This is a genomic window from Bacteroides muris (ex Fokt et al. 2023), from assembly GCF_024704895.1.
In the GTDB taxonomy this organism is placed as follows: Bacteria; Bacteroidota; Bacteroidia; order Bacteroidales; family Bacteroidaceae; genus Bacteroides; species Bacteroides muris.
Map to the genome: position 1 here is coordinate 1 of NZ_JAMZEE010000048.1, position 19,717 is coordinate 19,717.

Genomic DNA, 19,717 nt, shown 5'->3' on the forward strand with positions numbered 1-19,717 from the left:
CAAAAGAATCGGCAACTTTTTCAAGCTGCCGATTCAACTGTTTCATGGCGTTCCTTATCCCGAACTCACGTTATAAGATGGACGCGCAAGCCATCACGCCCCACCTGAAGAAAATCAACGCATTCATCAGCCAGAGCCAAAGCGGAGACAAAACCAACAGTGCTCTATTGACAAACATCGATGATAAAAGCAATGAATTCCTCCAAAGACTGGTAGCGATTCATCCCAAACTGACACAAGGCGAGAAATATCTTGCCACCCTGCTAAGGGTAAATTTGTCTACCAAAGAAATATCCATGTTGACCGGTACTACCCCTAAAACCATCAACATGAACCGTTACCGCCTGCGCAAATCCCTCAACCTTTCTTCCGAAGAAGACTTGACCGACTATCTACAGAACATATAACCCAGTTCAAGGCTGAAAATATTTATTTTGCATTTCTACCCTCACCGCCCTCGTTGCTTGCCTGAAAGTCTTTATTCATCGGGATTTCAGAGATGAGTAAGGGCAATTTCAAAAAGGCGATGGTAAAGTTTGCTCTCCCTTTGTCTCAGCAGAAACAAGGCACCGAACAAAAGGCACCGAACAAGCAAGCATGGGCCCGCAAGTCCGGAAGAACATTGTCTACAGAAACAGCATAACGGATATCGTTGTGTCTATGCTATTAGGATGACTTCGGAAGAAGGGACTACTGTATCAGTATGCAAATGAAAGAACCGTCTACGGATTACGTTTATAAAGAAAAAAGCGTCTAGCCATCCGTCTTGTACTCGGCTTCCTCTTTTACAGATGGCTTGCAGATGTTTTATCTGCAAGCCATCTGCAAGGGACATCATTGATGATACTACTGTTTATCCATAATTATAAAGGACTTGCGAAACTTGAGTTGCTTGATATTTCTAAAAGAATCGGTTCCCTTCTTCATCTAATCACCGTTTACTTGCACAACTCAATAATTAATGCAAATCGGGAGAAATCGAGGCGGATATAGTTTTGTAGATATAAACCAACCTCTTTCATCATTGTTTATCAGTTATTTACAATACAATCTGTAGATAACAAACCAAAGAATACTCCTCCCTTGTAGTCCATCTGTAGATAACATTCATTAGCAATTCCTGTTTATGAAGCTTAATTTAGCGTCGTGAAAAAACCAAGTATTAACCTTAAAAACTTATTCACAATGAGTAAAAGTAACCATTACAAAGAAAGAGCTATTCAGCTACTTCTCTTCTTTGCCTTCATGCTGCCTATAGGCGCATCGGCACAGAACATCCAGCTGACAGGTACCGTAATCGATACAACCGGAGAAACCGTAATCGGTGCCAGTGTATTAGAAAAAGGTACAACTAACGGAGTAATAACCGACATCGACGGTAACTTCTCACTCAACGTTTCTCCTAACGCAACAATCATTATTTCCTATGTGGGCTACGCAGCCCAAGAGATTCCCTTGAATGGCCAGAAAAGCCTGAAGGTCACTTTGAAAGAAGATACCGAAATGCTGGACGAAGTTGTCGTTATCGGATACGGCACAATGAAGAAGAGTGACATGACCGGTGCCATTTCATCGGTAGACACCGAAGAGCTGACCAAACGTGCCACGACCAACCCTGCCGAAGCCCTGCAAGGCAAGATTGCCGGTGTGAACATCATGAAATCCGGTGGTAACGCAGGCGCAGGCGTATCTGTAAAGATTCGCGGCGTGAAGTCTTTTGGCAGCAACGAGCCGCTCTACATCATCGACGGCTTCCCGGGCGACATTGACAACGTGAATCCGCAAGACATCCAGAGCATGGAAGTATTGAAGGACGGTGCTGCAGCAGCTATCTATGGTTCGGTGGCTGCCAACGGTGTAGTCATCATCACTACCAAGAACGGCAAGAAAGGTGAAACACACATCGACTTCAACACCTACCTGAGTATGACTGCCGTTGCCAACAAGTTGGAAATGGTGAATGCAGAACAATACAAGAGCAACATCAAAACAATGTTCGAAAACTACAATGCCCAGTTCCCTGATGAAGCAGAAAGCATTCCTGCTTATTGTTCTACCGACACCGGTATCAATACCAACTGGCAAGACCAGATGCTCCGTAGCGGACTTTCGCAAAACTATATGTTCAGCGTACGCGGCGGTAGCGAAACGGCCCAATACTCCGTATCCTACAACCACGCCGACAACAAAGGTATCTTCTTAGGCAACAGCTTCCGTCAAGACAATGCACGCATGAAGATGCACATGAGCAAATATATCTTTGATGTTGATGCTAACCTAAGTTTCCGCTATACCAAGAGCCACCAGCCACAGTACAGCCTGCGCGAAATGTATAACAGTTCACCCCTGATGCCCGTCTATGACGAAAACGAAAAGTACGGCTATGCATTGGCTGGCAATATGGGGCTACCTGCTTCCAACAACGTAATGGCAGACCACCATTTTCGCGAAGCAGCCACCAAGAAATTCTATACCAATGCCAATGTATCATTGGGCATAAAGCTGGCTTCTTTCCTCAACTTCAAAACCAGTTATGCTTATCGCGGCACACACTATCGCTATACGCAACACTATCCCGATTTCACTTCCAATGCCCAGTCACCCAATCTGTATCCTTATTCTTACGAAGGGACCTATTACTGGGAAGAGCAAGTGATAGACAACATACTGAACTTCAATAAAGATTTCGGTAAGCACAGTGTTACCGCTATGGTAGGTTCATCCATCACAACCACCAAGTATACCGACAACGGGGTGGGCGTAGAAGGCAAGACATCCAAATATTATGTAGACGAAAACGGGAACCTTGCATCCAAAGACGAAGCAGCAGGCTTTCTCGATCCCAGTTTCAGCACTATCGACTCAGGTGCGGGCGGTACATTCTCAGGAGACGGAACAAAATACAAATATAATCGTGCATCTTTCTTCGGGCGTGTAAACTACTCCTTTGCAGGTAAATATCTATTGCAAGCCACTATGCGCTACGATGGTTCTTCCAAGTTCGGTTCAGAGAACCGTTGGGGTTGCTTCCCTTCTGTAGCTGTGGGATGGAGAATCAGTGAAGAAGAGTTCTTCCCGAAAGAAGGTATTGTCAACAACCTGAAATTCCGTGCCAGTTGGGGACGTTTGGGTAATGAGAATGCATTGGGTTATTATGACTTTCAGCCTCTTATCACCAACTCCAACCGTTGGGAAGGTGGTTACATCCAAGGCGGCAACGCTTGGCAGGGGTCTGCTTCATGGGAAATGGAAAACCGTGGATTGAAATGGGAAACTACCGATACAAAGAATATCGGTTTCGACTTTGGAATGCTCAACAACCGTCTGACCGGTAGTATCAACTATTACATCAACCAGACAGAAGACCTACTTATCACAAAGCGTCTCTCGCCCTCTGCCGGTTACGAGAACCCCATCCTGAATGTAGGCAAAATACGCAATAATGGTATCGAACTGGAACTGAACTGGAACGACAAAGTGAAAGATTTTGAATACAACATAGGTTTCAACTTCTCTACTACCAAGAACGAAGTGGTGGAATTGGCAGACAAAGGTCAGGCACTGCCTTCTACCGGTCTGCTTTGGGACACCGACCACGTGCCTGCATATGCCAAAGAAGGGAAGCCTATCAGCGGTTTCTACCTATATCGCACGGCGGGTATCTTCCAGACTAACGCCGAAGCAGAAAATTATGTAAATCAGGACGGCAAGCGCCTCCAACCCAATGCCAAGGCCGGTGACATCCGCTTCGTCGATGTAGATGGAAACGGCACCATTGACGAAGATGACAAGGCATACTGCGGAACCGGCATTCCCAAGATGGAAGCCAACCTAAACTTCTCCGGTTCTTATAAAGGTTTCGACCTCTCATTCAGCTTAGGAGGTGCATTCGGACATAAACTGTACAACGGAAACCGCTACTTCTATGAATCCATGAGCGCTCCGGGTAACATGCTCAGCAGCGTAGCCAATGCCTGGACTCCCCAAAACACTCACACCAGCGTTCCTCGTGCTGTTTACAATGACCCCAACGGCAACTCCCGCGAGTCTGAACGGTTCTTGGAAAACGGCAGTTTTATACGCATGCGCCAAGCGCAAATAGGCTATACTTTGCCTGCTTCTCTGCTGAAGAAAGTCAATATTGAAAAATTGCGTTTCTACGTGAGTGGCGACAACTTGTTTACAATCACAGGCTACAACGGTGTAGACCCCGAATTCTCCACCAGTAGCCCGTTGAACTCCGGTATAGACCGCTACATTTATCCGTTTACACGTTCGTACACGGTAGGAGCACAGCTCACATTCTAATACTTTATAAAACGATATTATACGAAACAATATGAAGAAACTTATATATTTAGCAAGTATCTGCTGCGTGATGCTTTTTGCTTCTTGCGAAGACTTCTTGACAGTGTCCTCTCCAGATAAAGTAACCACCGGAAATTTCTGGAAAAACCTAAAGGAGGCCGAAGCTACCATGGCTTCAGTCTATGCACAGCTCTATCATGGTGACAGTTATGCCACCAGCGAAGTAAGATGGCCGGTAGAGGCATTCCGTACCGACCTCTACACCATGGGTACGGACGCCATCAACTACCAAACATGGACTGATATCTATAAATTTACTTACACCAATGGTAACACTCAATTTTCTTACTACTATCAAGACCTATATCGCGGCATCAACTTTGCCAATCAGGTATTGGAATATGTACCTCAAATACCTGAAGACGGCATAACAGAAGCAAAACGCAGTGAATTGATGGCCGAAGCACACTTCATGCGCGGCTACTACCACCTGATGCTGGTGCTGAACTGGGAGAAAATCATCATCCGCGACAAATATCTCACCGACCAAGCCGACTTGAACAAACCTCTGTCCGACCGCACCGCTTGCTGGAACTTCGTCATCGACGAACTGAAATTAGGAACTGCACTTCCCGCCACCCGGCCAAGTACAGAACTGGGCCGTGCTACCTCTGGAGCTGCCCACGCTTATCTGGGATTTGCCTACCTGACACGTGCGTATGAAGAATCAGCACAAGAAACTCAGCATCTGGCTGATGCATTGACAGCCCTGAATGCAGTGACCGGTTACGAGTTGGTAAGCGGTGATGCATTGATTGACATGTTCAACGGCAGAAATAAGAATTGTAAAGAATCCATCTTTGAAGTGCAGTACAGCAGCAATACCGATAACGGTGCACGTTACTATTCGTGGATTCACAACTTCATCGCTTCCGGTGAACTGGGCGGTTGGGATGAAATATTGCCCAACGACTTCCTTGTAAGCGAATTCAAGAAAGAAGGAAAAATCAGTAGCCACGGGCGCTATGACGAACGTATATACAACACTCTTTTCTTCAAAGATGAGTATTGGAACGACGGAACCGGCAAAATCTGGGGTTATGAATACGATGATTTGCATCATTACTGGAAAGTCGATAAAGACGGCAATTATCTGGATGCAAACAATAATATCATTAAAAAGGAAGAGCTTGAGGACAAAGGCGTAAAGATATTCTATGACCGTCCCAGCTTCCGCCGCTTCACTCCGAGAGAATTGTCTGAAATGGATACAAGATGTAACTTTAACATTCCCTTGATGCGTTATGTCAACGTATTGCTGATGAAAGCCGAAGTACTGAACAGACAAGGACACACCGAACAAGCTATTCCTATCATCAACGACATCCGTGCCAAACACGGAAATATGCCGGCCATGAAGGGAACTTCACAAGCAGAAGTACAAGCACAAATCGAGCATGAGCGCATCATCGAGTTCCCACTGGAAAGCTATCGTTGGTACGACCTGCGTCGCTGGGGCAAGCTGTCCGAAACATTGGGCAGCCGAGGATTCGTGGAAGGCAAGCACAACTTCTTCCCCATTCCGCTCTGGGAAATAAACGCCAACCCTGCACTGAATAGTACCGCAGAAGAAACAGCTGAATAATTCTTCCTCTCTAATACCACCCAAGACGGTGTTTGCCCCGGCAACACCGCCTTGGGCAGCTTAAAAGCTTTATCTTTGCATAAACAAAGACAGTTTGCGCTATCTTTGCCACTAAAAACGACATAGATATGTTTACAATCATCGGACTAATGCTCACGGGAATGCTGCTGGGCTATCTCTTACGGAAACGGGACTTAAAGAAGATCCATCCAATCATCACCCTGCTCATCTGGTTGCTACTGTTTATCCTCGGCATCGAGGTAGGAAGCAACGAGCAAATCATCAAGGGGCTCCATACCATAGGCCTTGAAGCTGTGATACTCACCCTGGGAGGAACCCTGGGAAGCGTCATCGCCGCCTGGGCATTGTGGAGAGCCTTGTATAACAAGAAAGGAGGAAGGGCATGAAAGGAAGTCTTATCATAGTGGGCTTTTTCGTACTGGGTACGATTTGCGGCGTATGCCATCTGTTGCCCTTTGATATTGCAGAAACCAACATCAGCTACTACGCGCTTTGTGCGCTGATGTTCAGTGTAGGGTTGAGCGTGGGTAACGACCCGCAAACCCTGAAGAATTTCCGTTCACTCAATCCGCGGCTGGTATTCCTGCCCATCATGACGATACTGGGAACGCTGGCAGGCTCCGCAGCCGTCAGCCTGATTCTGACACACCGTTCTATAACGGACTGTCTGGCCGTAGGTTCCGGATTCGGCTACTACTCGCTCTCCAGTATCTTCATTACCGAATACAAGGGAGCCGAGCTGGGCACCATCGCCCTGCTTGCCAATATCAGCCGGGAGATTCTGACACTGCTGGCCGCCCCGTTGCTGGTACGATGGTTCGGAAACCTTGCCCCCATCTCTGCCGGAGGAGCCACGACGATGGACACCACACTACCCATCATCACACGGACAGCCGGACAGCAGTTTGTAGTGGTTTCCATCTTCCACGGGTTTGTGGTCGATTTCAGCGTTCCGTTCCTGGTGACATTGTTCTGCTCGATATAGGGCTTTTACCCTCTTTTGACAGACACCGGTCTCTGACAAGAGCCATTTTTATATCACTAAATCCTATTAATAATGAAAACCAAACTTTATACCTTTCTCCTTTCTTCGCTGCTTTGCACCGATGCCCTGGCCGACAACGAGCCGTGGCAGAACCCGCAAGTCAACGAAATGAACAGAGAACCGATGCACGCCCACTTCACCCCGTTTACGAATGAAGCCAACGCATTGAAACAACGTGCCTTGCCCGCCGACGTACGGTTCGACGTTAATCCTGCAACGGAACGCCGTATCACTCTGGACGGCACCTGGAAATTTCTTTTTTCAAAGAACAATGACCTCTGCCCCAAAGACTTTCACAAGCCCGGATTCAGTACCCGCAAGTGGAGTAAAATTGAAGTTCCGGGAAGCTGGGAACTGCAAGGCTTCGATGCACCTATCTATACAGATACCCGTTATCCGTTCCCCCCCAATCCGCCCTACGTGCCTACCGACTACAATCCCGTAGGTGCTTATATCCGCGAGTTCACCGTCCCGGCAGGTTGGGAAGGCATGGACGTTTTCCTCGATTTCGAAGGAGTGGAGTCTGCCTACTATGTATGGGTAAACGGCGAATTGGCGGGTTATGCCGAGGACAGCCGCCTGCCGTCGCACTTCAACATCACCAAGCTGCTGAAGAAGGGCAACAACAGACTGGCTGTAAAAGTATTCCGTTATAGCGACGGTTCCTACCTGGAAGGCCAGGACTACTGGAAATACAGCGGCATCGAACGGAGTGTTTATCTCTACGCCCGCCCCCAGAGCCGCGTCAAGGACTTCCGGATGACAGCCGAACTGATAAACAACTACAAGGATGGCGAACTAAAGCTGGACGTATTCCTCCATCGGCCTAAAGCCGGAGAAACGGTGGAAATCAAGGTAATGGACAAGGACAAGGTTATCTATGACCGGAAAAAGTCCATAACCTCTGCCACAGACACTTTGTTTACCCAGCAGCAAGTGTTCCCGAATGCACGAGCCTGGAATGCCGAAACACCGAACACCTACACGCTGGTAGTCAGCACCTTTGATGCACAAGGGAAACCGCAGGAATCCTTTACGCACCTTTTTGGCTTCCGTACCGTGGAAATGATGAACGGCATGCAGATGATTAACGGCCAGGCCGTCCTCTTCAAGGGGGTGAACCGTCACGAGCACGACCCGCACAAGGGACGTACCATCACCGTGGGGTCTATGATACACGACATCCAGCTGATGAAGCAGTTCAACCTGAACGGTGTACGCAACTGCCACTACCCGAACAACTATGCGTGGTACGAGCTTTGCACGGAGTTCGGCCTCTATATGGTAGACGAAGCCAACATCGAAAGCCACGGCATGATGTTCCACAAGGACGAAACTCTTGCCAACTATCCCGACTGGGAGGTGCCTTTCATGCAACGGATGAGCCGAATGATTGCACGCGACCACAACTACTCCGCCATCGTAACCTGGTCTATGGGTAACGAATCGGGCTACGGCAAGCACTTCGAAACGCTGTATGACTATACCAAGAAGACAGACCCCACCCGCCCCGTACAATACGAAGGCGGTGGCTACAACTCCAAGAGCGACATCTACTGTCCTATGTACGCACGCATCTGGAGGCTGCACCAGCATGCGAACCAGCGCGACGCTCGCCCCATGATCCTTTGCGAGTATGCCCATGCCATGGGCAACAGCGTAGGCAACTTTCAGGACTACTGGGACTTGATTTACAAGTACGACCAGCTGCAAGGCGGTTTCATCTGGGACTGGGTGGACCAGACGTTTGCCATCAAGGACGAGAACCGGCGCGACATCTGGGCTTTTGGCGGCGACATGGGATTTGTAGGCGTCGTCAACGACTCCAACTTCTGTGCCAACGGCTTGATTGCTGCCGACCGCACCCCGCACCCGCACATCTACGAAGTGAAGAAGGTATTGCAATACATCCACTTCGAACCGCTCGCCTTCACCCCCAACAAGATAAAGGTCACCAACTGGCACGATTTCATCGGATTGGAAGGATATACCCTCCGCTGGGCAGTGGAATGCGACGGCAAGACCGTTCAGGACGGTGAAATGGATTTCCCCAAGATTGCTCCCAGAAACTCTGCCAACATAGAATTGCCACTGAAAGCGCTGCCTGCCGACGGCAAGGAGTATTTCCTCACACTGCGTGCATTCACCAAGCACGAAGCGCCATTAGTACCGAAAGGACACGAGGTTGCCATCGAACAATGGGAATTGCCTTCTGCACCGTCAGCCAAAACCGTTCAGCCGGTGGAAGGAACGCTGACCGTAGACCGCAACAACGAAACACTGACCGTGAAAGGCAACAACTTCCAGGTAGCTTTCTCTACCCGAAACGGTGACATGACAGAGTTGAACTACACCGGAAAGAATCTGATTAAAGAAGGGCTACAACCCAACTTCTGGCGCCCGTTGACCGACAATGATATTCCAAATGGGCACCTGATACGCTGCGGCACCTGGAGAAACGCCGGACGCGATGCCAAACTGCAGGACATCGAAGTTGCAGAAGCCGGACAAACGGCTACTGTCACTGCGACCTACCGCATGGAAGAACAAGATGCTGATTTACAGACTCTCTACAAAATTACTCCCGACGGCAAGGTTCAGGTAACCATGCACTTCACCCCCGGCAAGAAGCCATTGAGCGAGATGCCTCGTCTGGGCATGCGCATGATACTCCCTGCCGAATATGAAATGATGACCTGGCTGGGCCGCGGCCCGCAAGAGACGTATGCCGACCGCAAGACGGGAGCATTGATAGGCCTCTACAACGCAACAGTCTGGGAACAGTTCCATCCGTATGTACGAGCCCAAGAGACGTCCAATCATTGTGACGTACGCTGGGTGGCCCTACGCAATGCTGCCGGTGAAGGTCTGCTGGTAGTGGGCGAGGAGCCGTTGAGCGTAAGCGCCTGGAACTTCCCGATGGAGGACATTGAATACCGTCCCTCACAGATGGAGCGCCGCCACGGTGGAAGCATCCAGAAGAAAGATATGATATGGCTCAACATCGACCACAAGCAGATGGGCGTAGGCGGTGACAATACCTGGGGAGCACAAGTTCATCCCGAGTACACCATCACTCCGCACGAATGGAAATACAGCTTCACGCTCGCCCCTCTCGCACCGGAGGATGATGCAGCGGAACAAGCGCACAAATAACCGTTAAATACCTCATTCATATGAAATACAAATTTATACGTATACTCTGCTTCACATTGTTGGCCGCAGGCATCACAGCCTGCACTCCCGGCATGAAAAGCACTACGGAGAAACGGTATGCCTTCGCCGACATACTGGACATCTCCTACACTCCCGACACCCTGCACCGCTGCTATGGTTGGTTCACCGACGCCGGCTCGTGGATGGGCTTCACGCTGCCCGAACGGCAACAATGGGTCAACGGCTTCTGCGGCCCCTTCAGCCTCGATATGTTCCGCCGCCAGTGGATGGCACAGTCAGCCGCCGTCGTAAGCTTTGCCAAAGATACACAAGAGATTTTTGTTCCGGATTCCACTTGCTATTACCCCGGCGAGCTCTATATGTCGGCACATTCCACCCACGGGAGCATCACGCAACGGCTCAACTTCACAAGTGCCTCGACCGCCTTGCTGCGCATCGAATCCGACACGGCTGAAGACCTGCTGCTCTCCGGTAGCCAATGGGGCAAAGACATCACCGTCAGCGTAGAACAGAACTCCGTCATCGCCCGTCATCCCAGTGGCGAAACCGTAACCGTGACCTTCACTCCTAATGTAGAGCTGGCCAAGACCGACAATAACTATACAGCCCTCGTCTGCTCTCCGCACTACCCCGTCAACGTAGCCATCTCTTTCTTCACTTCCGAAAAAGAGATGACTGCCAGCTTGCAAAACCTTCCGGGCCTGCTCAATAATCCCGCCCCCGCCCTGCAAGCCAATGCCGAACGTTGGGAAGGTTACCTCACCAAGATACTGCGCAAGGACATGAAGCCCGAATATGACCGCATCGCCGTGAAAGCCGTCACCACGCTCATCTCCAATTGGCGGACACACCGCGGCGGATTGCTTCACGAAGGCATCATCCCGAGCCATGCCGTAGGCTATTTCGTCGGCTTTTGGGCATGGGATAGCTGGCGCTTCAGTGCCGGAACCGCCAAATTCGACCCCGAACTGGCCAAGAACAACATCCGAGCCATGTTCGACTACCAGCAACCGGACGGCATGATTATCGACTGTATCTACACTGACCCCTCCGAGAACAATGCCCGTGACAGCAAACCTCCCTTGGTATGCTGGGCTGTCGATGAAATATTTACCCATACGGGTGACACCGCCTTCGTTGCCGAGATGTATCCGCAACTGCTCTCCTATTATAAATGGTGGTACGAAAAGCGCGACCACAACCGCAATGGCATGTGCGAATACGGTGCTACCGACGGAACACTGGAAGCTGCCGCCTGGGAAAGCGGCATGGACAACGCCATCCGTTTTGACGGCGCCGTGATGCTGAAAAACGAAGGCTACGAGGATGCCTGGAGTATGGATCAGGAGAGTGTGGACTTGAACGCTTATCTGGCACTGGAATGCAAACTGCTGAAGATACCTTTCGACGCACCGGACTACAGTAGCCAGGTAGCCGACTATTTCTTTGACAAGAACATCAACTTCTTCTGCGACCGCCGCCTGAAGGACGGTGCATTCATCGAAGAGCCGGGCTGCGAAGCCTACACTCCGTTGTGGACCCGGATTGCCACACAAGCGCAAGTGGACAGCATGCTGCCTATGCTTCAAGATACGGCAAAGTTCTCCACGTATATCCCCTTCCCGACCATTGCCGCTGACAATCCCAAATACAATCCGCGCGGCTACTGGCGTGGCCCCATCTGGCTGGACCAAACCTACTTTGCCATCCGCGGACTGCGCAACTACGGCTACAACCAGCTGGCAGATGAATATACGCTGCAAGTCTTCGACCGCCTGAGTGGGCTGAAAGAGGGTGCTCCCATCCACGAGAACTACGGAACCCATACCGGCGAACGCCTGAAAGCTCCCCATTTCAGCTGGAGCTCCTCACATCTGTTGATGATGTACGACGACTACGGTAAGTAAACCGGGATTCCATATATGTCATAACTCACATGAAGAACAAAAGCGATATGATTATTATCGGTAAACCTGCACCGGAAGCTCTCCACGCAAAGCGCCCAGCGCATTCAGTACCAATGCTTCCAATTCGTCTTCTCCGGGGTAGACGTGAACGGGAGCAAGGAAAGACACGCGCTCCTGCAACCGCGAAGTGATGTACTCGGAATGTGCCATACCTCCCGTAAGCAGAATGGCGTCCACCTTGCCATAAAGCACAACAGCAGCACCGCCTATCTCCTTGGCAATGCGGTAAATCATGGCATCAAGCACCAAAGCGGCATGGGTGTCTCCCTCAGCGATGCGCCTCTCTATGGCGGGAATGTCGGTAGTACCCAAATGGGCGGCAAGTCCCGCCTTGCCGGAAATACGTTTCTTCAGTTCTTCGGTAGTGTAACGCCCCGAGTGACAAAGGTCTATCAGTTGCCCGGCGGGCAGGGTACCTGCACGTTCGGGCGAAAAAGGACCGAAACCGTCGAGGGCATTGGGCACGTCCACCGCACGGCCGTGGCGGTGGACTCCTACGGAAACGCCTCCACCCAAGTGACAGACAATCAGATTGAGGTCTTCGTAATGCACAGGAGCTTCGGGCTGCAGGGCACTACGCTCGGCAGCATAGCGCCGGGCGATGGCTCGCTGGTTCAAGGCGTGCCAGATGGTGATGCTGGGCATCAGAGGCGAACCGGTGATGCGTGCCACATCGTCCAGTTCGTCCACCACGCCGGGATCGGCTATGAAAGAGGGGCAGCCGGGCAGCATGGCGGCAAGTTCGTGGGCTATCAGACAACCTAAGTTGCAGGCGTGGGTACGCATGGCGTGGAGCATATCGTCCAACATGGCATCGTTCACGGCATACACACCACCGGGAATGGGTTTCAACAATCCCCCACGGCCGACGATGGCATCGAACTTAAAGGGAATGTCATTGGCCTCCAGCGCTTCCAGCACCAGGTTCTTGCGGAATTCGAACTGGTCGATGATGCGGGGAAATCGGGAAAGCTCCTCCACCGAATGCCGGATGTTGAGTACCAGACGGGGAGCCTCATCCTCATAGACAGCAATTTTTGTCGAGGTGGAACCGGGATTTACTGCCAGTATCTTCATTGATTACGATTTACGAGTTACGAGTTACAATTTACAAACTACAAATTACGAGTTACAATTAAGGCTATTCCGTCCCGCTGGTCAGGCAGGCCATGGCAATGCTGTAATACTTGGACAAACCGGAATCGCTGCGCGACGGTAATACTACCGGGCATGAGGGGCCTTGCAGCAACCCGGCCATATCGGCATGAGAAAACAGAGATACGGCCTTATAAAAAGCATTTCCCGATTCGATGTTTGGAAAAATCAGCACATCCGCCTCCCCGTCAATCGGCGATACAATGCCTTTGATGTTACCGCTCGTCTTTTCACATGACGTCTTTACATCCAGCGGACCGTCGATAATGACATTGCCGAACTCGCCGGCTTCTGCCAGTTCCACAATGTTGACATAGTCCAATGAATGGGGGAATTTGGTGCTGACCTTCTCCGTGCAATGAATCAGTGCGATGCGTGGTTGCTCTATCCCGAAATGGCGGCAGGCATGGATGGCATACCAAATCATTTCAATGCGCTGTTGCAGCGTAGGGCGGGGAATGACCGCAGCATCGGAGAAAAAGAGCAGTTTATCGTAAGTGGGTATCTGCATCACGGCCAGATGGGTCAGAATCTTTCCTTTGGGCAACAAACCATGCTCCTTGTCCAGAATGGCACGAAGCAGATTGTCGGTATTGATGATGCCTTTCATCAGGATGTCCGCTCCACCCTCGCGTACGATACGCACCGCCTCACGTGCCGCCTCATCGGGATCTTCTATATGCAAAGTGCTGACATATTGAGGATATTTCTTCAGGGTGGGATATTCTTCCAATATGGCAGAATCGCCAATCATCAGAAATTCCGCAATCCCCTCCTCCAGGGCACGAGATATGGCATACTCTGTATTAGGGTCATTGGCACAAACTACTGCAATGCGTTTCCTCTTATTCAAGGTTTTCAGGTGGGCTGTTAACTGGGCAAAGTTCCGTATCGGTTCCATAACGTTAGATTTTTAGCAAATATCTAAAAAAATGTCGAGAAATACAGCATTTGCCCCGTTGAAATTTCATATGTTTAATATCATTTTGATATGTCCACCGCAGATTACACGGATTTGAACAGCACACGTCCCCCTCTCCTCTCCCTCTCTTCTGTTAAAAAATCCGTGTTAATCTGTGATATCTGTGGTGAATTGTGTACTTTTGCCCCAAATAGATTGATAATATAATATGGGTAGTCTTATTTTCCCTCCGTTTCTGCAGGAAGGTGACCGTGCCATTATTCTCTCCCCTTCCAGCAAGATTGACAAATCTTTCCTGAAAGGCGCCTGCAAACGTTTGAAGTCCTGGGGGCTGGAAGTCGTATTCGCAAAGCATGCGGGAAGTTCCAACGGAACATATGCAGGAAGCATCCGGCAACGCCTTGAAGACCTGCAGGAAGCCATGGACGATGAGGAAGCCAAAGTCATATTCTGCAGCCGGGGCGGCTACGGAGCCGTGCATCTGGTAGGCAAACTGGATTTTACCAAGTTCAGGCAGCATCCCAAATGGCTCGTCGGATTCAGTGACATCACCGCCCTGCATAATCTGTTCCAGCAGAATGGCTTCGCGTCGTTGCACGCCCCCATGGCGCGTCATCTCACAGTAGAACCCGAAAACGACTTCTGCACGCTGGCGCTGAAGGATATGCTGTTCGGTCGGTCGTTTGGAGGAATAAGAACATTCAGCTACGTCTGCCCGAGGCATAAGCTGAACCGTAAGGGAGAGGCAAAAGGTGTGTTGCGCGGCGGCAATCTGTCGGTGTTCTACGGGCTGCGCGGCACCCCCTACGATATTCCGGCCGAAGGCACCATCCTCTTTATCGAGGATGTGGGAGAACGCCCGCATGCGGTGGAACGCATGATGTACAATCTCAAACTGGGCGGTGTCCTCGACAAGCTTTCAGGCCTCATCATCGGGCAATTCACCGAATACAGAGAAGACAAATCGCTGGGAAAAGACCTGTATGGCGCATTGGCCGATTTGATGAAGGAATACGATTATCCGGTGTCTTTCGGTTTTCCCGTCGGTCATGTCAGCAGAAACCTGCCGCTGATAAACGGTGCTGCGGTAACATTGGAGGTTGGAAAGAAAGAAGTGAAACTAAGTTTTAATACAGAAAGAGAATGAAACGGAATTATACATTTATCCCGTTGCTGCCGTTGCTGATTATAGCAATAGTGGCATGCAGCAACAAGAGCAGCAAGCCTGCAGCCGATAATGACAGTGAGGACGATGCGACCAAAGCGACTGTCCAGGCGCCCCAGTTCAGTGCAGACAGTGCATACCAATACATACAGACCCAAGCGGATTTTGGTCCGCGCGTGCCCAACACCGCCGCCCACAAAGCCTGCGGAGAATTCCTTGCCAAGAAGCTGGAAGAATTCGGCGCCAAGGTATACAACCAGCATGCCGACCTGGTGGCTTACGACAACACCATCCTGAAGGCGCGTAATGTTATCGGCGCCTATAATCCGGAAAGCAAAAGGCGTGTACTGCTCTGTGCCCATTGGGACAGCCGTCCTTATGCCGACCAGGATGCCGACAAGACGAAGCATCACAGCCCCATCCTGGGTGTGAACGACGGCGCCAGCGGTGCAGGCATATTGCTCGAAGTGGCCCGCCAACTGCAACGGCAGGCTCCGGCCATCGGCATCGACATCATCTTCTTTGACGCCGAAGACTATGGCATCCCCTACTTCTATCAAGGTGCATACAAGAACGACACTTGGTGCCTGGGCTCGCAGTATTGGGGACGAGTACCCCACGTAGACGGCTATAACGCCCGCTACGGCATTCTGCTCGACATGGTGGGCGGCAAGAACGCCACCTTCTACAAGGAACAGTTCTCTCAAAGAACCGCCGGCAAGTACGTGAACAAGATATGGAGCACGGCCCACCGACTGGGCTTCGGCAACTTCTTCCCCAAAGAAAAAGGTACCGAAGTGACGGACGACCACATGTATGTATACAACCTGCGGCAGATTCCCTGCGTGGACATCATTAACTATGACCCGAACTGCGACACCGGCTTCGGTGACTTCTGGCACACAACGGACGACAATATGGACATCATCGACAAGGGCACTCTCAACGCCGTGGGACAGACCTTGCTGGAAGTCATCTACAATGAGAAATAAACCAGTAAAACAGTAAAACAGTAAAACAGTAATTGCAAACAGTAAAACAGTGAATCTTATGATAAGTATCAATGAAGTACAAGATGAAGTAATTGCCGAATTCAATGATTTCGACGATTGGATGGACCGGTACCAACTTCTTATTGATTTAGGAAACGAGCAGGAACCGCTCGACGAAAAATACAAGACGGAACAAAACCTGATTGAAGGTTGCCAGAGCCGCGTATGGCTGCAGGCAGACGAAGTGGACGGAAAAATTATTTTCCAGGCCGAAAGCGACGCACTGATTGTGAAAGGAATCATTTCACTGCTTATCAAAGTACTCTCCGGGCACACACCGGATGAGATACTGAACGCCGACCTCTATTTCATTGATAAAATAGGACTGAAGGAACACTTGTCGCCCACCCGTAGCAACGGACTGCTGTCTATGGTAAAGCAGATGCGAATGTATGCGCTGGCGTTCAAGGCGAAAGGCATCTAAAGGTTACGACCGACAATATATAAACTAATAATCAGCAGATTATATTTACCGGGTGTTTACCCTATAATGTAAAAGCCATTACTCCAGAATGTAACGGCTTTTACATTATGAAGTAACGACGTTTACCATAGTATGTAAAGGTGTTTACCGTAGTATGTAAACGGGGTTTCTTAAGGCGGTAAGCATTTCAACCTCTACTTGCGCCTTCTTCTCCCCATTTATCCTTCCTTAAACTCCAATATATCCCCCGGCTGGCAATCGAGTTCCTTGCAGATTGCTTCCAGTGTAGAGAAACGGATGGCCTTCGCCTTTCCGGTTTTGAGAATAGAGAGATTGGCAGGCGTAATATCAATCTTCTCCGCCAGTTCGCCCAAAGATATCTTTCTCCGGGCCATCATTATGTCGAGGTTTACTATAATCATATAATTGTGCTCTATTTATCAATTATCCTTTTCCCACTCACACCACCAGCCAGTGTACCGTTTCGTCAACCGGTAATAGCCATATATGCACAGATACATCCACGGCATTACAATATAGACTTTCCACTTCCCGTCAAAAGCCGGGAACAAGGGAGAAAATAGACAATACTTGCCAACAATAAAACCGCTACAAGTTCGGCAGCGAAATACAGACCATACTTCACACTTCTCTTCACATCGCACTCCTCCCTTTCATTAAATCGTCAAATCCTGCTCTTCCTTCATTTTCAATCCAATGGCGAATACTTCGCCTACAATCAGCGAACACAATCCCAGCACCAGCATAGTTCCACTGATGATGCCCGAGAGCTCCAATGTATATCCACGCAGCGAGAACACCTCACCGACATTGTAGAGGGTGATATAAGCAACCGAAAAAGAGCAGCAGAAACTGATAATCAAAGCCAGCCCCAAACGGCGCAAACGGCGTACATTCTTCCAATTGAAGATATCTGATTTATTTATGGAAATAATCAGCCGGACAAACAGTACAATGGCCCAGATATAGACCCCTATCTGCAAAAAGGTCAGCAACTTACTTGCAATCTGTTCCCAAAGGGCAGGATGGTCGTCAATGCTCACCACCATGGAAGAGTAGCTGGCAGGCACATACTTTCCGGTCTTCTCATTGTATACAGAATCCGAAAAGAGTTCACCTCCCTTCATTGTAAAGCTATGTGATTCCAAGCTTATATACTTCATATGCATCAGCTTCTGCCGCAACGCATGGGTATCTTCCTTTTCAACCACAGATTCCACACCCAGTTTGGCTCCTATAAAGAAGAAATAGCCCGCTTCCAGAACCGAGTAACTCAGTACAAGCATTACCACCAGGCAGAGAATGTTCAATCTTCTTTTCATAATTCAGTTGTTGTTGTATTAGTATCAGATATATTATATTTATTCAGTTGTTTCAAAGAGACTAGAAGCAACAATATGAAAACCACTGCCCAAACCAGAGCATACGGGTTACTCAGCAGATGTGTCACATCCTCCATTTCAGGATGTTTCAGGCTCAGATAGACAGACAAGCCATTGTTCATGATGTGTATCAGAATACATGCCATCAGACTCCGTGTCTTATAATAAAGCCAGGCAAGCAAGAAACCAATGAGAGAAGCGCTTATTATCTGAGCCGGATTCAGATGGAAAATACCGAATATCAATCCGGAAAACAAGATAGCCTTTGCCGGACTGTATCTGCGAAGCAGCTCCTTGGTAATGGCACCACGGAAAAGAAGTTCTTCCAGCACGGGCCCCAGAACAGAAATACAGAGAATACCCAACCAACCGGATTGTAGCATGTCAAATGTCTGGTCCAACAAATTGGGCAAGAAAGTGAGTTCGGACATCAGAACAGCTATTATATACATGGAAGCCATTCCGGCAAGCAGGCTCCATGCCAGATAAGGAACCGGCACCGGAGAATACAGATGCTTGTCCCCCGTCAGGTAGTTCTTGCGCCACAAGTACACCCCCATGAAAACGAAACCCAGCAGCATGGTAGGTGACACAGCAATCTGACCAGCCTTGTCCATGTCGAAAGTTCCATCAGCAAAATACGTATACAGCAGACAGAAAGGTCCTGCAAATAGTGCTCCTACAATCTGCATCAAAAAGTAAATCAATACTAGTTTTATTGCCGTTTTCATTGTTCTATTCGTCTAAAAGTTCGCAAAGATACACATTTTCTCTATCAATCCGTCAAGCTGTGGCAAGAAGTCCCATCAGCAGCACCATCACTGTAGAAAGTGACAATACCAATAGTGTAATACTCATGAATGCTCTTCTCATAACCTAAGCCCCTCCTTCGTCTTTATAAAGTTCATTATTCTGTTTTTCGATAATCATTTATCGTTTTTCGATATGCAAATTAAAAACCTTTTTTTGATGTGACAAAGAAAAACAGAAAATATTTATCGAAAAACAATAAAAAGAAGAAGTGTTCCGCAACAAGAAATCTGTTATATAACACAAACAAATTATTTGTAATACAAACTAAAATCACTATTTTTGAGAAAATTATTAATATTAAACTGTACTATGATGAAAAAAAATCAATCTGCAGACTAACTATTGCCTCAATCATGTCGTCAATACTACTTTGCAACATGTTTATCCCCCATGATTCAAGCCACGAATTAACAGATCTTGCACTTCTCAACGTAGAGGCTTTAGCCTCAGACGAAGCCGAACCTATCAAGGTTAAAAGTTGCTATATGTATACCAGTACTACATTACTACCAGACGAACCGGCAACGTATGTCACAAAATGCGATGGCTGTTGCACCACAAAGGCAACCATGTGCATGTACACCGCCACATGCGCCGGCTCACAAATAATATATTAATAA

General features: G+C 49.0%; 16 protein-coding genes. 11 read left to right on the top strand and 5 right to left on the bottom strand.

Going from position 1 to position 19,717, the window contains the following annotated elements; all coding sequences use genetic code 11:
- From M1B78_RS15595 to M1B78_RS15625, 7 genes are all read left to right on the top strand, one after another.
- Positions 1–407, top strand: a 407-nt coding sequence (locus tag M1B78_RS15595; RefSeq protein ID WP_430732575.1) for a helix-turn-helix transcriptional regulator, incomplete at its 5' end; no start/stop codon positions are given.
- A gap of 778 nt (positions 408–1,185) precedes the next feature.
- Positions 1,186–4,308: a SusC/RagA family TonB-linked outer membrane protein gene (locus tag M1B78_RS15600; RefSeq protein WP_257941161.1), complete on the top strand. Its 3,123-nt coding sequence runs from the start codon at positions 1,186–1,188 to the stop codon at positions 4,306–4,308.
- A 31-nt stretch (positions 4,309–4,339) separates the two neighbouring features.
- Positions 4,340–5,953 carry a RagB/SusD family nutrient uptake outer membrane protein gene (locus M1B78_RS15605; protein ID WP_257941162.1) on the top strand — a complete coding sequence of 538 codons (1,614 nt, stop codon included), beginning with the start codon at positions 4,340–4,342 and terminating at the stop codon, positions 5,951–5,953.
- A gap of 128 nt (positions 5,954–6,081) precedes the next feature.
- Positions 6,082–6,360 (top strand): LysO family transporter, encoded by a 279-nt coding sequence (locus M1B78_RS15610; protein WP_257941163.1) that lies wholly within the window; start codon positions 6,082–6,084, stop codon positions 6,358–6,360.
- Positions 6,357–6,959 carry a lysine exporter LysO family protein gene (locus tag M1B78_RS15615; RefSeq protein ID WP_005830487.1) on the top strand — a complete coding sequence of 201 codons (603 nt, stop codon included), beginning with the start codon at positions 6,357–6,359 and terminating at the stop codon, positions 6,957–6,959. The genes M1B78_RS15610 and M1B78_RS15615 overlap by 4 nt, the downstream gene beginning before the upstream one ends.
- A gap of 72 nt (positions 6,960–7,031) precedes the next feature.
- Positions 7,032–10,175, top strand: a complete 3,144-nt coding sequence (locus M1B78_RS15620; RefSeq protein WP_257941164.1) for a glycoside hydrolase family 2 TIM barrel-domain containing protein — start codon at positions 7,032–7,034, stop codon at positions 10,173–10,175.
- Between the two features lie 20 nt (positions 10,176–10,195).
- Positions 10,196–12,103 carry an MGH1-like glycoside hydrolase domain-containing protein gene (locus M1B78_RS15625; RefSeq protein WP_257941165.1) on the top strand — a complete coding sequence of 636 codons (1,908 nt, stop codon included), beginning with the start codon at positions 10,196–10,198 and terminating at the stop codon, positions 12,101–12,103.
- A 54-nt stretch (positions 12,104–12,157) separates the two neighbouring features.
- On the opposite strand, the gene buk is transcribed toward M1B78_RS15625, so the two are convergent.
- Complete coding sequence (gene buk, locus M1B78_RS15630) at positions 12,158–13,240, bottom strand: butyrate kinase (RefSeq protein ID WP_257931362.1); 1,083 nt, start codon at positions 13,238–13,240, stop codon at positions 12,158–12,160.
- Positions 13,241–13,304: 64 nt separating this feature from the next.
- Positions 13,305–14,219, bottom strand: coding sequence for a phosphate acyltransferase (locus tag M1B78_RS15635; RefSeq protein ID WP_257941166.1), 915 nt, complete (start codon positions 14,217–14,219; stop codon positions 13,305–13,307).
- A gap of 229 nt (positions 14,220–14,448) precedes the next feature.
- Between M1B78_RS15635 and M1B78_RS15640 the strand changes: the two genes are divergently transcribed.
- From M1B78_RS15640 to M1B78_RS15650, 3 genes are all read left to right on the top strand, one after another.
- Entirely contained in the window at positions 14,449–15,387 is a 939-nt protein-coding gene (locus M1B78_RS15640; protein WP_257941167.1) for a S66 peptidase family protein, read from the top strand.
- Positions 15,384–16,397, top strand: a complete 1,014-nt coding sequence (locus M1B78_RS15645; RefSeq protein ID WP_257941168.1) for a M20 family metallopeptidase — start codon at positions 15,384–15,386, stop codon at positions 16,395–16,397. Before M1B78_RS15640 ends, M1B78_RS15645 begins: the two co-directional genes overlap by 4 nt.
- A gap of 61 nt (positions 16,398–16,458) precedes the next feature.
- Positions 16,459–16,881 carry a SufE family protein gene (locus M1B78_RS15650; RefSeq protein WP_034523308.1) on the top strand — a complete coding sequence of 141 codons (423 nt, stop codon included), beginning with the start codon at positions 16,459–16,461 and terminating at the stop codon, positions 16,879–16,881.
- Between the two features lie 218 nt (positions 16,882–17,099).
- Here the strand turns inward: M1B78_RS15650 and M1B78_RS15655 are convergent, their stop codons facing one another.
- The 3 genes from M1B78_RS15655 to M1B78_RS15665 form a co-directional block, all read right to left on the bottom strand.
- Positions 17,100–17,303, bottom strand: a complete 204-nt coding sequence (locus tag M1B78_RS15655) for a helix-turn-helix domain-containing protein (RefSeq protein ID WP_005830522.1) — start codon at positions 17,301–17,303, stop codon at positions 17,100–17,102.
- Positions 17,304–17,558: 255 nt separating this feature from the next.
- A complete protein-coding gene (locus tag M1B78_RS15660) occupies positions 17,559–18,224 on the bottom strand; it encodes a DUF2975 domain-containing protein (RefSeq protein WP_257941169.1) in 666 nt (221 codons plus the stop codon).
- Positions 18,221–19,015, bottom strand: coding sequence for a CPBP family intramembrane glutamic endopeptidase (locus tag M1B78_RS15665; RefSeq protein ID WP_257941170.1), 795 nt, complete (start codon positions 19,013–19,015; stop codon positions 18,221–18,223). The genes M1B78_RS15660 and M1B78_RS15665 overlap by 4 nt, the downstream gene beginning before the upstream one ends.
- Before the next feature lie 240 nt (positions 19,016–19,255).
- On the opposite strand from M1B78_RS15665, the gene M1B78_RS15670 reads away from it, so the two are divergent.
- A complete protein-coding gene (locus M1B78_RS15670; RefSeq protein ID WP_257941171.1) occupies positions 19,256–19,714 on the top strand; it encodes an NVEALA domain-containing protein in 459 nt (152 codons plus the stop codon).
- Positions 19,715–19,717: the final 3 nt, after the last annotated feature.

Bases quoted from the DNA above. Each gene is read 5' to 3' on its own strand.
- M1B78_RS15635 (WP_257941166.1), bottom strand. From the start codon at position 14,219: ATGGAACCGATACGGAACTTTGCCCAGTTAACAGCCCACCTGAAAACC.
- M1B78_RS15625 (WP_257941165.1), top strand. From the start codon at position 10,196: ATGAAATACAAATTTATACGTATACTCTGCTTCACATTGTTGGCCGCA.
- M1B78_RS15615 (WP_005830487.1), top strand. From the start codon at position 6,357: ATGAAAGGAAGTCTTATCATAGTGGGCTTTTTCGTACTGGGTACGATT.
- M1B78_RS15660 (WP_257941169.1), bottom strand. From the start codon at position 18,224: ATGAAAAGAAGATTGAACATTCTCTGCCTGGTGGTAATGCTTGTACTG.
- M1B78_RS15620 (WP_257941164.1), top strand. From the start codon at position 7,032: ATGAAAACCAAACTTTATACCTTTCTCCTTTCTTCGCTGCTTTGCACC.
- M1B78_RS15605 (WP_257941162.1), top strand. From the start codon at position 4,340: ATGAAGAAACTTATATATTTAGCAAGTATCTGCTGCGTGATGCTTTTT.
- M1B78_RS15665 (WP_257941170.1), bottom strand. From the start codon at position 19,015: ATGAAAACGGCAATAAAACTAGTATTGATTTACTTTTTGATGCAGATT.
- M1B78_RS15645 (WP_257941168.1), top strand. From the start codon at position 15,384: ATGAAACGGAATTATACATTTATCCCGTTGCTGCCGTTGCTGATTATA.
- M1B78_RS15610 (WP_257941163.1), top strand. From the start codon at position 6,082: ATGTTTACAATCATCGGACTAATGCTCACGGGAATGCTGCTGGGCTAT.
- buk (WP_257931362.1), bottom strand. From the start codon at position 13,240: ATGAAGATACTGGCAGTAAATCCCGGTTCCACCTCGACAAAAATTGCT.
- M1B78_RS15600 (WP_257941161.1), top strand. From the start codon at position 1,186: ATGAGTAAAAGTAACCATTACAAAGAAAGAGCTATTCAGCTACTTCTC.
- M1B78_RS15655 (WP_005830522.1), bottom strand. From the start codon at position 17,303: ATGATTATAGTAAACCTCGACATAATGATGGCCCGGAGAAAGATATCT.
- M1B78_RS15640 (WP_257941167.1), top strand. From the start codon at position 14,449: ATGGGTAGTCTTATTTTCCCTCCGTTTCTGCAGGAAGGTGACCGTGCC.